The 14,853-nt window shown below is 46.1% G+C and carries 10 protein-coding genes and 2 rRNA genes; 2 read left to right on the forward strand and 10 right to left on the reverse strand.

Features of this window, described 5'->3' with window-relative positions; translation table 11 throughout:
- Position 1 precedes the first annotated feature (1 nt).
- From IPJ71_13460 to IPJ71_13490, 7 genes are all read right to left on the reverse strand, one after another.
- Positions 2–1,024: a TRAP transporter substrate-binding protein gene (locus IPJ71_13460; protein ID MBK7844675.1), complete on the reverse strand. Its 1,023-nt coding sequence runs from the start codon at positions 1,022–1,024 to the stop codon at positions 2–4.
- Between the two features lie 225 nt (positions 1,025–1,249).
- Positions 1,250–3,094, reverse strand: coding sequence for a DEAD/DEAH box helicase (locus IPJ71_13465; GenBank protein MBK7844676.1), 1,845 nt, complete (start codon positions 3,092–3,094; stop codon positions 1,250–1,252).
- A gap of 148 nt (positions 3,095–3,242) precedes the next feature.
- Complete coding sequence (locus IPJ71_13470; GenBank protein ID MBK7844677.1) at positions 3,243–4,202, reverse strand: hypothetical protein; 960 nt, start codon at positions 4,200–4,202, stop codon at positions 3,243–3,245.
- Positions 4,195–4,740 carry a tRNA (adenine(22)-N(1))-methyltransferase TrmK gene (locus IPJ71_13475; GenBank protein MBK7844678.1) on the reverse strand — a complete coding sequence of 182 codons (546 nt, stop codon included), beginning with the start codon at positions 4,738–4,740 and terminating at the stop codon, positions 4,195–4,197. The genes IPJ71_13470 and IPJ71_13475 overlap by 8 nt, the downstream gene beginning before the upstream one ends.
- Before the next feature lie 103 nt (positions 4,741–4,843).
- A complete protein-coding gene (locus IPJ71_13480) occupies positions 4,844–6,034 on the reverse strand; it encodes a beta-lactamase family protein (protein MBK7844679.1) in 1,191 nt (396 codons plus the stop codon).
- Between the two features lie 16 nt (positions 6,035–6,050).
- A complete protein-coding gene (locus IPJ71_13485) occupies positions 6,051–7,073 on the reverse strand; it encodes an ATP-grasp domain-containing protein (GenBank protein MBK7844680.1) in 1,023 nt (340 codons plus the stop codon).
- The gene (locus IPJ71_13490) at positions 7,070–8,137 is read right to left on the reverse strand and encodes a putative zinc-binding metallopeptidase (GenBank protein ID MBK7844681.1); all 1,068 of its coding nucleotides are present in this window, start codon (positions 8,135–8,137) and stop codon (positions 7,070–7,072) included. Before IPJ71_13490 ends, IPJ71_13485 begins: the two co-directional genes overlap by 4 nt.
- Before the next feature lie 377 nt (positions 8,138–8,514).
- Between IPJ71_13490 and IPJ71_13495 the strand changes: the two genes are divergently transcribed.
- A complete protein-coding gene (locus IPJ71_13495) occupies positions 8,515–9,258 on the forward strand; it encodes a response regulator transcription factor (protein MBK7844682.1) in 744 nt (247 codons plus the stop codon).
- A gap of 10 nt (positions 9,259–9,268) precedes the next feature.
- Here the strand turns inward: IPJ71_13495 and IPJ71_13500 are convergent, their stop codons facing one another.
- Entirely contained in the window at positions 9,269–10,420 is a 1,152-nt protein-coding gene (locus IPJ71_13500; GenBank protein MBK7844683.1) for a hypothetical protein, read from the reverse strand.
- 395 nt (positions 10,421–10,815) lie between these two features.
- Between IPJ71_13500 and IPJ71_13505 the strand changes: the two genes are divergently transcribed.
- On the forward strand, positions 10,816–11,457 hold the full coding sequence (locus IPJ71_13505; protein ID MBK7844684.1) for a hypothetical protein: 642 nt from the start codon (positions 10,816–10,818) through the stop codon (positions 11,455–11,457).
- A 72-nt stretch (positions 11,458–11,529) separates the two neighbouring features.
- Here IPJ71_13505 and rrf read toward each other — a convergent pair.
- Together rrf and IPJ71_13515 are read right to left on the reverse strand one after the other, a co-directional pair.
- Positions 11,530–11,646: ribosomal RNA gene (rrf, locus tag IPJ71_13510) — 5S ribosomal RNA — on the reverse strand.
- Between the two features lie 67 nt (positions 11,647–11,713).
- Positions 11,714–14,704: ribosomal RNA gene (locus tag IPJ71_13515) — 23S ribosomal RNA — on the reverse strand.
- Positions 14,705–14,853: the final 149 nt, after the last annotated feature.

Here is a 14,853-nt window from a genome sequence, read left to right on the forward strand (position 1 = left end):
GCTATAAACCTACAATTTCTTTGATTAGGCCTTTTGAAAATTCAGAATCGAATTTGTCGTAAACAGGCTGCATTGCCGAACGAAAACGCTGCCGTTCTTTCTGAGACATTTCAACAATTTTTACGCCTCGTTTTTGAATCTGACTGCGAATTTCAGCAGTATCGCTCAAAGTTGTTGCCCGCTCATCACGTCCTGCCTGGATTGCCGCCTTTTTGAGACTTTCCTTGTATTTTGGAGGAAGTTTCTCGTAAAAAGAATTATTAACGAGGATGCCTGTTAAGAATAGTGTATGGAAAGTCTCATTCATGACCGGAGCTTTAGATTCCAAGTCAGAACTATACCGAACATAGGTCGTCTCCAACCCATCGAGCTTTCCCTTTCCGGTCAATTCAGCTCCGGCATCAATCGAACCGGGAACTGAAACTGCGCCGAGACGCCGATAAACTTCTTCGGTAACAGGACTCAAAGCTGTTCTCACCTTCAGACCTTTGAAATCCTCATATCGACTAATCTTCTTTGTCGCAGTTGGAACGACGCGATAGCCACCGCTGTAGGTAAACGCCAGTCCGCGCATGTTATGGGCGACCAGACTCTCCATGAGCCGATTGCCCGTTGGTCCTTCGAGCACACGTGCTGCATGCTCATGGTCTCTGAACAAAAATGGAAGATCGAGCACATAAAAGGATTTCTCCAGCTGGCCCATCTGAAATGTATATGTTTGCGTCATTTGAATCTTGCCGGCCTGTATATCCTTGATCAAGCCTTCGATGGTGGCTCCTTCACCCCCATACTCTTTGAGAGTCATTATCTTTACACTCATCTGTCCTTTGGTTTCATCTGCCAATATCTTTTGAAAATGTACTGCAGCATGCCTGAAAACTGAAGATGGTTCATGGGCAAGCACCCACTTTATCTCAATTTTCTCGGGTTGAGATTCCGCCGCCCAGCCAAAACCAGATCCAGCAATAACAAAAAATAATGCGATCCACAAAAAGCTCAATTGTCTCCCTACTCGATTCTCCATGTTTGCCCCCCAAAAAATTCCAACACCTGACAAGATGCCAAATGCCCGCCACGAACCCATAGATTCTTCTATAAATAAATTCAAATGCCAACAAACAACTTCATTCAGCCTGTTCAGACTGTGCAAATAAGTTCTTTTTTGCCATTGATCCACGAGAGGTTCTAGATCTTGGTCCTGTTTTACCAGAGCAAGGGACAAGTGTTGCTCTGGTCATCCGAATTCCAACTATCTCGCGCGAGAGCTGGTTTTCGTCTTGTTCGGCGCAGATTTTTTATCCGTTTGCTTACGCGTCATCCAGAAAGGCTGCTTAGTCCCATCACTTTTTGCCACATTTTTGCGCGACGAGTCTATGTCTCTCTCGCCGAATAGGCCTTTCTCCTTCTGACGACTTTCAGGCTTTGCGTCTGAATCACGGTAAACAGGACCTCTCCGGCCAATAAGACTTCCCTCTCGACTGATTCGAGCAGTGGTCCGCCCATTCTCTGATCCCCTGCTACTCTCTTGCCCCCGCCAGGCCCCCCCGCCGCTCCTCGCATCACCGCTGCTGCGGCCCTCGGAACGAGGAGACCCACCCAAAAAGGGCCTGCTTCTGCTGCCAGAAGCCTGCTCGCCCCTCCGATGAAGAGGGCGATCTTCACGTTGCTCACGCCCACCCTCTCCGCCCAGAGGGGGGGTCCTAATGTTTCCCCGAGTGTTGCTGTCCCAACCAGCTCGGCCGCCGCTCCCTCGAACGCCACCACGATCCTGGGGATGAGGATGAGATCCGCGGGTTCGGAATTGCTCTCTTCTGGGCTGAAAACGATGTGCACGCTCAGCTTCGCCGCTAATGCCCTGATTTCGATGGCCCCTCTCTCCAGAAGGCCGGTAATCTGCCGATGGTCTCTCTCGGCGCTGACCTCCCGCTGGTCTTTCTACATGATTTTTTTCATGAGAGCCTGATCGTCCTCCCATTGGTAAATCTACACCTTGAATTCGATACTTTTGAGCAATCACTCTCCAAGTTCGCACTTCGTTAGGAAGAACAAAGGTGAGTGCCTCACCGCTCGCTCCATTACGACCTGTCCGGCCAATGCGATGAACATAGTCCTCATCGACCATAGGGAGATCATAGTTAATCACATGCTCGATCGAGGGGATATCCAAGCCTCTTGCCGCAACGTCCGTAGCGCACAAAATTCTAAATTTTCCCTCTCGAAATCCACGAATAACTTGATTCCTCTGTCCTTGAGTGCGCCCGCCATGAATGTAAGAAACTTCGTGACCATAATCCTTCAGAAACTTCGCCAATATGTCTGTCTTTCTTTTGGTCTTAAGAAAAATAATGACAGAACCCTTGCGCTGATTCAATTCATCAAGAAGTTTATCGTTTTTCTCCCCAAGGGTCGTTTGGATGACCGATTGTTTGATGGTCGTGACAGGACGAGAAATCTGCCCAGCAGAAATACTCACAGGCAGATGTAAATAGGACTCTGCCAATTTGCGAACCTTTGGTGTAATGGTAGCCGTAAAAAACAAGGTTTGCCGTTGCTTTGGAAGAAACTTCAAGATCTCATCTAACTGGGGAGCGAATCCCATGTCGATCATGCGGTCCCCCTCATCAAGAACTAAAACTCCCGTGCTTAAGAGATTTATTGATCTCCTATTGAGGTGGTCGATCAGCCTACCTGGAGTCGCAATGACGATGCGAGGCCCACGTTTAAGCGAAGTCAGCTGTCTTCTGATGTCGGCCCCACCTACCAGGGTGCTAGAACTGACTTCCCTCATGTTTATCGTCAAGCGTCTGATCACATCAGACACTTGCTGAGCAAGTTCCCGCGTGGGCACCAGAAATAGTGCGTTTTTCTTTGGATCACTTAACACGCTCAAAATAGCAGGCAGACCGTAGGCAGCTGTTTTTCCTGATCCAGTTTCAGCGCAAGCGATGAGATCCTTCCCTTCGAGAGCGGGGGGTATCGCCTTTGATTGAATTTCAGTTGGCTCAATAAAATTTAGATCCTTTAGCGCCTTTTGTAGGGGCGCCGGGAACGGCATACTTTGAAATGTGGACATTTTTACCTCTGTTTTAGACATTAAGCCGCAAAAAAGAGGTCTGCTGACAAATTGAGCGAACTCTCGATAACGACAGTGCAACCTAACGTGATATATCGCGTCATGTCAAACAGCATTTTGTGTAATCGTAGAAGGTTGAATTGACTTATATTCACCCCATTTTGGCACCTTAAGATGGGAGTTGATTTGAACCAATTTCGATTTGAAGTAAACTTTTTGGGCAAACCGGAAACTTCCTTAAGCTCTCGAGAAAGATCTCGTAAGCGGGACGAAAAAGGCTCACGTAAGTCCTTATGAGTTCGGGGGACATTCCCTCACGTCCCGTCGCCACCATCGCTTCCTCTGCTCTTATCCTCCAGTTAGATATGAAATCCAAACTCTTGGGAGACAGTAGAATAAAACAATCCAACATTTTGTACCAGACTTCATATTTTGGCAAAAATCCGTTGATGGCCCTCATGTGAACCTCGGATATTTGAGAAGAAGCAAGTGGTCTGAAGCCAAGCATCCAACCTTCAAGAAACACAAGCCTCAAAGGTCCTGTCACCTTCGGCCACTCTCCGGTGGATCGACGATCTCCCAATCCTTGAAAAGCCGATTTATCATAACGAGGAATTTGAACCGTACCGGCCTTCCCAAGACCTTTGAGATCGCTCAGCACTTGAAGGCCCAATTCAATGTCATGAGTCCCAGGATATCCTCTCATCTGGAGATACGGATTATCCTTATGTTCTCTCGCCAATGCCACCTGCTGATCTCGACGAAGATAAAAATCGTCAATAGATAAGGATATTGCGTTCTCCCCATCAATTTCAAAGCACTGACATAAGGCCTTCGTCAATGTCGTTTTTCCAATTCCCTGAGGACCATTCAAGCCAACAAACATCGGATAGTTAGGATCGTGATCTCGGAGCATCTTGCGACACCAAAAGTAAACCGGCAAATAAAGTTGAGCGGCCCTCTTCTCAAATTGATCAGACTGATGAGATGGATCAACTTTGGATCTGAAGGACCGCAGAAACCGATCAAATTTCTCCCTTCCTATGGGAGAATCCATTTCAAGTGATTCCAAAAGAAGCCTCACTTGCTGAGACAAAGCCATGCTCAATTGATCCTCAGATTTAGACAATTTGTGCCTGCATGATCCACCGGCTTCGTCCCCTTTCAAAGATTTCCTCATCAATACGGATGGACCAGCCCAACCTCCGCAACTCAGTGCGAACGATTTCAGGTGATTTATTCGGCCCCAATACTAAATTTAAATGCCGAGCCGGTTCCAAACCTGACAAAAATTTAACAATGAGATGAGCGCCAACCCCAGATATCACAATATTTGCTCTCTCTGATGGCATTGCCATTTTTAACATATCCCCAACCCTCAGTTGAAGTGAGGCTCCAAGACTCAGCAGGTCGTACTGATATTTGTTCAGCAAATTCCTCAACGGGCCCAACGCAAGTTCTGACTTATCAACAAATATCACACCGGGAAACCGTCCCGACATCAAACATCTTCTCCCCACCAACCCGTGGTCACAACAAAGGTCCCACACTTCGTAGGCGGGGTCCAATAGTTGATAGATTCTCTCCAATCGTTTACTAAGTGAAAGCCTCCTAACCTCAGTCCTAACCTCAGTCCTAACCTCAGTGCTCTCCTTCAAACTCTCCATTCTGGGGCTACCTCGTTCTTCTCCGTTTCAGCTGGCACTATTCAAAGCCCCCTAGTATATCATTTTTAGCTTTCTATATCCAAGGCTCGGTGTTTTTCCTTATCTAAAAATTCCATTTCTGCAAAAAAACTCTCACTTCATTCAAGATTCGCCACGATCGCAAAGCAGGTTCTGCTTGTTTCTGTAAGCGATCGTGCCCCTCTAATGCCGCTATTACTCCGTAATAGCCCTTATTAAAATCAACAAAGGGATACCAACCAAAAACCCCCGGACACGAACGAACGTTCAGTGTTGAGCAGCCATCTTTGCCACCGGGTTCGCATTCAATCCAATTTCCGAGACCAAAATGATAATTCTTCCCCAAAAGGGTTTTCATTGGAGATGCGTCCAACAACGTGGATATTGAAAATTGGTCTGACATCATTTTGTCCACCAAAGTGTCCGAAATATATCCTTTTCTCTCCGCAATGATTGCTTTAAGAACACGAACATAGTCCATCATGTTGATCACCAAGCCTTCAAATCCGGACGGATTCATTTCACCCTCACGATCAATTGGATCAGTGAAATAGGTTGTCTCAGGCTCCAAGTCCAGTGGCAATATCAGCTCGCTGTTCACTATGTCTTTCCATTTTTTTTCCGTTGCCTTTTCAGCCATAGCCATTGCAACCTGGATGTGAGAGGGGCCATAAGAAAAGGTCTCTCCCTCTTTGCGCAATGGAATTTTTTCCTCATAAAGATTCTTTTTTACTTCCACCGCACAGCCCTGGAGTGTGCGATCAGAACGATTAAAACAATTGAAATTCTCGATTCGCCCTGGCAATCCTGATGTCATACTCAACAACCCACGAAGCGAAATCTTCCCTGCTTCGCCGGCCCATCCCAAGACGGACCCTGTCGTACTGCTTAGCTTCAAATATCCCTTGTCCACTAACCTCAAAAGAACAACCGTTGAAATCCAAACAGAAGATGACCCTGCCGGGATCAAATCGGTCCCAGAGAAAGGCCGCTGCCCGCTCGGACTCTCATTGTGACCAAGAGCTTTTGCAAATATCAGTTGCCCATCTCGACGAAACAAAAACAAGCCCACACCAGTTCGTTTTTCTTTACCCATTTGATCCACGAGGAGAGCTGTCAATTCATCTTTAAATTTCTGATTATCCACTCGGGCTATTTGAGTGGATCCTCCACGACGATGTTTAAGCCATCCTTCGGCTTGCTCTTCTCGCACAGAATGACAAGACAATAGAAAATGAAACAATATTACGGATAAACTGAGAAGAGATCCATTCAAAATATTTTGCCCCTTTTTAAGTTCCTACTGGTTTCCAGGTCATTCCCAACGAAAGAATTTTATCAATAAGCATCGTGTAGCTGAGGCCATAAGCAACTGCTGATGCAGCAAAATCCTCCCCGTTTCCAATATCCGGGTTTGGATTGGCTTCAATGACATAAATATTACCTGCGGCATCCATGCGCATATCGATTCGTGCATAGCCACTCAATCCCAAAGCCGAATATGTTCTCTTCGCCACTTTTTGCATGCAGGTCATAAGGGACTCGTTTAGGTCTTGAGCAGGTCCAGTATCTATTCCAAATTTTCTGCGATACCGAGAGTCCCACTTCACCCTGCGGGTCGCCACCTTTGGCACTCGCTCCGAGGTGTTCTTAAAAGTGAGTTCCCATGGCGGGAAGACCTGAAGTCGTTTATTGCCAATGACTCCTACATAAAATTCTCTTCCGTCTATATAAGATTCTACGATGACATCCGAATCTACTTTTTCTGAAAAATAGGATATTCTCTCTCGTAAATTCGCTTCATTCCAAACAATACTATCCTGAGTGATTCCCATACTGGCCTCTTCGGTCAGCGATTTAACAAACAACGGATATTGCAACTTTTTGGGGAGACGATGGGGGCCCGATTTTGAAAAAACCAAAAAATCAGGTGTTGGAATCCGATGAAATCTCATCAATTTTTTCGCTAAATCCTTGCTCCTTGCGATAACCAATCCACGCGGATTGCAACCCGTATAGCTAACACCTAACATTTCAAGGTAACTCACCACATGTTGATCAAAAGTCGCTTGTCCCGCAAATTCCTCAAGAAGATTGAAAATAATATGAGGATCAAAACTCTGAATTGTCTGACGAATCACATGGGTATCATCTCTGACACCAAGAAGACTGACTTCATGGCCCGCTTCAACGAGGCCCTCCCGAACATCATATTCTGTCTTCCAAGAAACTTCGTCCAAATCCTGACCAACTGAAACCTTCTCCGGAGGAACAAGGTCTTCATGGACGAGCACAAGAACCCTTAATCTTTTCATAGAATTATATGGTGCCGCTTTCCTTCAAAGTCATCAAGGGCCTGAGCCGTTACTATGTCCAGAATAGGACCTATTTTTTGATCTGGAGCGGCCCTCAAGCCAAGCTCTCTCGCTCGATGGGTCAAGCGCCGAATCACTTGATTCACTCGATATTTGTACTCTCCCAACCCCTCAGCCACCTGACCGCAAAGATAGGATCGATGTTCCATGATGAATTGGTCCACCTTTGGTCCATTCAAAGAGGATCGACTAAATGCACTCGATAATTTCTCGTCGAGATCCATGAACTTATCAATACTGAGTTGACGCCGTTTCTTCACAAAATACTGGCCCAAGGTAAGCTGGCTACGATGAAGAGGCTCATAGGTGTTCTTTAGTCGATTTTTCGGCGTACGTCCCTTGATGCTGTTCATTATGGTGTCCATAGCTTCAATTTTCTTGAGAGCAGACCAGCCGATGTATTTGGTTCTCCAGTCTGAAGTCGGGTCTAGCCAGACCGCGAAGGTTTCTGCAAAGTCCTCATCGGGATGACTTTGAGCATAGTTATTTGCCAAATGTCGGACAAACTTCCGACTGTATGGCTTCGGCAAATAAGAGCGAGGGTAGGGAGTCCGAGAGGAGCCAAAGACCTCAACTCTCAAGCGATCCTTGCGGAGTCCGTAGGCATTCTCAATGGCGTGCCCTGATTCATGCCTCAATACTCTCAGAAGTTCCAAAGGCTTTTCTCCCTCAGCAAATCCGATAAATCGCTTTTCTAATTCCAATAATCGAGAATTCAACAGATAGAACGGAATTGAAATTCCTGGAATATAATCGGGACAAAACCACTCTTCTCCAATCCAAAAATGAGGTGCAAATACCAAACCCTTTCTTTGCAACTCACTACGGAGAATTCTTATGCCGCGAACAAGGTTCGGTGTCTCCAGGCTTAACTCAAAGGACCTCAAGGGCTTGCGCAAAAGCTCCTGATCTGAACCTTGAACTCCACTTTGCACTTGCCGACACTTCACAGCTTCTCCTGTTGCCATTCCCATTCCAGGCCACACGCGACCCAGCTCAGACATTGACGATTTAACTCGACCATGTCAGCTGATCAAGTGCGGAGAATCTACCTCTCCCTGGCAAGGACATATCAGGTGCCCAATTGAAAAATTTATTCATTTTTTGATGATCCAAAACACATCTCTTTTGAAAACGATGAAGAGATCTGTTCTGGCGAACTCCAGCCCGGGGAAATTGATATCGTTTCATTTAAAATCGAATGCCTGATTTCGTCGCCCAATCTGTATCAACAAATGGCCCTCATCTCAATGAGGCACTGAATTGTATTATTTTGAGACCCGCCTGAACCCTGGTAGGTCTCCTTAGGGCCCAATACATTGCTTTCATGGATCAACAACGATACCTTCAGAGGAGCAAATAGAATGTCGATAAAGATTCGATGGGTAAAACTAAGACCAAAGTTCTTGTGGCCTCGACAGATCCCGGTTTCCTTCAAGAAACAATGGGCCCTCTCAGGGCTGACTATGATGTCCAGGTGGCTACTTCGACCGAAGCCGCGACTTTTTTAATCAGAGAATGGGAGCCCCTTATCCTATTGATTGACGGCGATTCTCTCATCTTTAATTCTCTTCCTCAGATTCGCCACTTGGTGCCTATTGCTCAAATGGGAATAATGGTTTTAAGTTCTTCCCAAAATCCGGAAAAAGAGGAGAAATCCTTTCGAGACGGTTCGGACTATTTTCTATCATCTAACTCATCGCCCAAAGGATTGCGCCTTAGGATCTCGTCACTTTTGAGAAGAATTTCTTCTGGAAACCCCTCTTTTCCAATTGGCAGCCCTCCTTTATCGATGGGATGGTCCCAGCATGCTGAAAATAATATGATTAATTTTATGGATATCCTCGTTTACCCCAACGATTTCTTGGTCAAAAGAAAAAGTGAAATCATCAACACTACGCCAACTCAATTTAGGTTACTTTTGGCCTTTGTTTCTCGGCCCGACCATCTTCTGTCGCGCCAGTGGTTAAAGGAAAATGTATGGGAGAATGCAAGCATTTCCTACCGGTCAATAGATGCGCAAATCTCAAAGCTAAAACGTCAAATTCCGGAGCTTGAGAACATTTTGATAAATATTTACGGAAAAGGCTACATACTCACGAAGCCTCAAAATCTGGCGGCCTAAGGAAATCTGATCACTTTGGACAAGTGACATCTACGCTGACCGTCGTTCCTGGTGGTGGCTGAGGATTGAAAGTCAATAATCGCTCACTATTTACATTAAAATTTATTTGAGTCCCTGGGGTGGGGGAAAAGGTCACATTGATTTTATCACTGGCCGGCACACATGGAAGTACTTTTATATTGGCATTTACAGCTGCAAGACTTCCGATATCCCCCATTTGGGCACCATAGTCTCCCGCACAAATACTACCTGAACGCCCTGCAAGAAAGCCGGAATGTGCAGCCTTTAACTCAGCATCTTGGTTGGCATTTGCAAGTTTAGCGTATTGATAGCCATAATACCCTTTCACTCCTGTTTGACTATTTTGAATGTTAAAGCAAGAAGAGTCTCCCGGTTGAATAATAACAGTATGAACACTGACCGTTTTATTCGAACCCAACTGAGTATGAACCTTTTGTGCAAAGGTCAGTGGAAGGTCATAGGTTTCAAGCGAATACCCCGATATATTCCCCCCATTTGTCCTTTCATCTTCGTCCGACAAAATCACAACAGCCAAATGTGAATCCTTACGGAAGAATTTCTCATCAACTCGATCCAAGGCCATATTGAGGGCATAAATTCCACGTTCGTCACCAGATGGACACGCACTCCCTGTCGCTGTATCACAGGCCAGGGTTTCGGGACGTTTTATTGTATCCCTAAAAAGCTGAACCACATTTGGAGTCACAGCACTAATAACAGTGTCACCATTAGAAAACTTCAGAAGTTTTCCATCCTGAAAGGCACCGTTACCATTTGCTGGGCGAGGATTACCATTACCTGGGCTGGAGGAAATATCCGTCGTGATAACGGCAATCTGATAATCAAGGCCTGAAATCTCGTCCAGCAAGTTTGGAAACCGATCAGCCATAGAGGTCTGCTCGACATACATGGAACCGGAATTGTCATCAACGAAGAGTATATCCATACGACCAACCTTGAATTCAAAATGGTAGTTCAGCGAACCTGGCGCCTCAAAACAGGAACTGCTGGCCGGATCACTATTTGCTTCCGCACATTGATCACTCGGAACCGACTCAAATTTGACCTCGGAGCATCCCACATAAATCATAATTGCGGCCATTACTATAAGGTGTCTGCTGTATTTTCTAATAAAACTCATATTTGAGCCTTCCTGCTATTACACCTACCTATGTCCAATTGTTGTGCCATTCTCGCGTATTCTGTAACATTCCGTTTTTACTGATGTTTTTCAAACTATCTGAAGTGGACAGGACAAATCAGAGATGTAAACAAACATAAAATGAGCCAATAATTGTCCCATATTAGGACGAGATTTTTCTCCCTTTTGTTCCATTTTGCTCCCCTTCCCCCGTTTCACTACTTCTCGGGGCGAACAACAGCTAGTTGCCATCTCTACTCAACCATTCACCTTGTTAGATGCGTCAGCCAGATCATTGAGACCTAAGTCCGTTCTAGCGGAGTTGGAGCTTGGCATTCTAAGGTACAATTGAGAAAATTAGTCACCACTCCAGCAAGAAAGAGAAGATATCTACAATGCCCAGTTCACAGCTTCTCAGAACTTTGAAAGCAGTTAACAGCATTGCTCCACCCATAGTTATCTTTCTCGCACTCGGGTGGACCTTGAGCTCGCTCTTGACTCAAGCTCAATTTCTGAACTCAACTCAGGTCGAAAGACTCCAATCACTGTGGAACCAAGATGTCGCTAGTTTAGAAAATGTAAAAGCCCTTCCTGAGGGGTGGTATCATATCAAAAGCATAGAATTCTACTCAGGAGACGATGGGGCCCAGAAATGGATCAATGAAAAACTGCGCCCACCACAAAAAACTCAAGATAATGGCACTCACAGATTGGAGATTCTGCTGCTATCGTTTGAAGATGAGGGCAAAATTGGAGCCATCGTCCAGTACAATCTGGTTGATATAAAAACTCAAAATATGGAATGGGAACTCGGTCGAACATTCTACCTAAATAGCAAAAAAAATGAATGGATTGAATGGTTTGAAACTCAAAGGGACAGTATCCAAAATCATTTATCCCACTTTCTTCCCATTACTCAGCAGCCATCAAATCAAAATTCTTCAAAAGCTCATCCATTAGCTCCAAAACCACCAAACACATCGCCATCAAAGAATTCTCCACCGTCAGCAGAAAAAAAAACTCCAAATAATATCTGACTTCATATTCAAAAAGAAATTTTGGACATAAAAAAACCCAACCGATTTTCACCGATTGGGTTCAAAAAAAAGAGCTGGCATCGTGCTACTCTCCCACAGGGTTACCCCTGCAATACCATCGCCGCTGGCGGGCTTAACTTCTGAGTTCGGAATGGGATCAGGTGTACCCCCGCCGCTAGAGACACCAGCAAAACTGCTTAAATTGCCATATTCAATTGTACTCAAGTCATTCTTAGCAAGAATATACCTAAAGCTATAAAAAAAGCCTCACGAACAATTAGTACAGGTCAGCTTAACACGTTACCGTGCGTATACCTCCTGCCTATCAACCTTCTAGTCTCGAAGGAGTCTTAAGGGGGCCGAAGCCCCAGGGAAATCTAATCTTGTGGTTGGCTTCCCGCTTAGATGCTTTCAGCGGTTATCCGTTCCAAACATAGCTACCCTGCGATGCCGCTGGCGCGACAACAGGAACACCAGAGGTTTGTCCATCCCGGTCCTCTCGTACTAAGGACAGCTCCACTCAATTTTCCTACGCCCACAGAAGATAAGGACCAAACTGTCTCACGACGTTCTGAACCCAGCTCGCGTACCTCTTTAAATGGCGAACAGCCATACCCTTGGGACCTGCTCCAGCCCCAGGATGAGATGAGCCGACATCGAGGTGCCAAACACCGCCGTCGATGTGAACTCTTGGGCGGTATCAGCCTGTTATCCCCGGAGTACCTTTTATCCGTTTAGCGATGGCCCTTCCACGCGGGACCACCGGATCACTTTGACCTGCTTTCGCACCTGCTCGACTTGTAGGTCTTGCAGTTAAGCTCCCTTATGCCAATGCACTCGACGCCTGGTTTCCGATCAGGCTGAGGGAACCTTCGTACGCCTCCGTTACTTTTTTGGAGGCGACCGCCCCAGTCAAACTCCCCACCAGACAGTGTCCCTCGCCCAGATAATGAGCGCAGGTTAGATCTCAAAGCCAACAAGGGTGGTATTTCAATGATGCCTCCACCAAGACTAGCGTCCTGGCTTCAAAGGCTCCCACCTATGCTACACATATTGAATCTAAGATCACTGCCAAGCTAGAGTAAAGGTTCACGGGGTCTTTCCGTCCATCTGCGGGAACGCAGCATTTTCACTGCGAGTTCAAATTCGCTAGGCACCTGGTTGAGACACCGGAGAAGTCGTTACGCCATTCGTGCAGGTCGGAACTTACCCGACAAGGAATTTCGCTACCTTAGGACCGTTATAGTTACGGCCGCCGTTTACTGGGGCTTCGATTCTCTGCTTCGCCGAAGCTGACAAATCCTCTTAACCTTCCAGCACCGGGCAGGCGTCAGCATGTATACGTCGTCTTGAGACTTTGCACATGCCTGTGTTTTTGATAAACAGTCGCTACTCCCTAGCCTCTGCGACCACCGAAAGCTTCAGCCGTAAAGGCTTACACTCGCGATGGCACACCTTATCCCGAAGTTACGGTGTCAAGTTGCCGAGTTCCTTAACCAGGTTTAACCTAATCGCCTGAGAATTCTCATCTCACCCACCTGAGTCGGTTTACGGTACGAGCAATCCTGAAAACATACCGAAGATTTTCTTGGAACCATAGATTCTACCACTTCCGGGGATAACCCCCTCGCATTCACGCCTCAGAGTTAATGTGGAGCGGATTTGCCAACTCCACCTCTTACACGCTTACACCTGAATCCAATAACAGGCTGGTATATCTTAGTCCGTCTCTCCTGTACTTACATCAAAATCGGTAACGGAATATTAACCGTTCATCCATCGACTACGCCAATTGGCCTCGCCTTAGGTCTCGACTAACCCTGGGAGGATTATCCTTGCCCAGGAACCCTTGAGTTTTCGGCGGACGGGTTTTTCACTTGTCTTTAAACGCTACTTATGTCAGCATGATCACTTCTAGTTCGTCCAGCCGTCCTCACGGTCGACCTTCAGCCTACGCTAGAACGCTCTCCTACCGCTTATAGAATAGTTTCTATAAGCTCGCAGCTTCGGTAACATACTTTAGCCCCGTTAAATCTTCCGCGCAGAGCCACTAGACCAGTGAGCTATTACGCTTTCTTTAAAGGCTTGCTGCTTCTAAGCCAACCTCCTGGTTGTCTCAGTAGCTCCACAACGTTTACCACTTAGTATGTATTTTGGGACCTTAGCTGGCGATCTGGGCTCTTTCCCTCTCGTCTCATGACCTTATCACCCTGAGACTGCCTCTTGGGATAACTATCACCGGCATTCGGAGTTTGATTGGGTTTGGTAATCTGGTAAAGACCCCTAGCCCATTCAGTGCTCTACCTCCGGGATAGAATTTCCCAAGGCTATACCTAAATATATTTCGGAGAGAACCAGCTATCACCCGGTTTGATTGGCCTTTCACCCCTAATCACAGCTCATCCAAAGAGTTTTCAACCTCAACTAGTTCGGGCCTCCACGTGGTGTTACCCACGCTTCACCCTGGCCATGATTAGATCACCGGGTTTCGGGTCTATTACTGCAGACTAACGCCCATTTCAGACTCGCTTTCGCTACGGCTCCACCTAACGGCTTAACCTAGCGCCTGCAACAATAACTCGCTGACTCATTATGCAAAAGGTACGCGGTCACACTGGCACATTTGTGCATAGTGCTTCCACTGCTTGTAAGCCTATGGTTTCAGATTCTATTTCACTCCCCTCTCGGGGTTCTTTTCACCTTTCCATCACTGTACTAGTGCACTATCGGTCATCAGGGAATATTTAGTCTTAGAGAGTGGTCTCCCCAAATTCCCACCGGGTTTCACGTGTCCGGTGGTACTCGGGATCCTTTCCAGAGGCTAAAGCTTTTTATTTACAGGGCTATCACCTTCTTTGGCCGATTTTTCCAAATCGTTCTACTAAACTTTAACTTTTAACTCTGCGAAGTCATCCTAGCGACTTCCGAAAGTCCCGCGACCCCTCCTGTACAACGCCTAGGAGCTTTAACATACAAGAGGTTTAGACTTTTCCCCGTTCGCTCGCCACTACTGAGGGAATCTCGTTGATTTCTTTTCCTGAGGGTACTGAGATGTTTCACTTCCCCTCGTTCGCTTCTTGAAACTATGTATTCGCCTCAAGATACCAGTAAAACTGGTGGGTTTCCCCATTCGGACATCTCCGGATCAAAGCGTGTGTGCCGCTCCCCGAAGCTTATCGCAGCTTACCGCGTCCTTCATAGCTTCCTGATGCCAAGGCATCCACCATAAGCTCTTAGTAGCTTCATAACTTAATAGGTATTTACCTTGCTAAGAATTACTTGAACTCAATTAAAAATATTACTCAAATTAAGCAATTTCTAATATCTAATTCATAATCTATTCAGTTTTCAAAGATCAATCAAAACTCTTCAAGCTCATCATGTAATTGTCCAAAA

It is taken from the genome of Bdellovibrionales bacterium (genome assembly GCA_016714165.1).
Classification (GTDB): Bacteria; Bdellovibrionota; Bdellovibrionia; order Bdellovibrionales; family UBA1609; genus JADJVA01.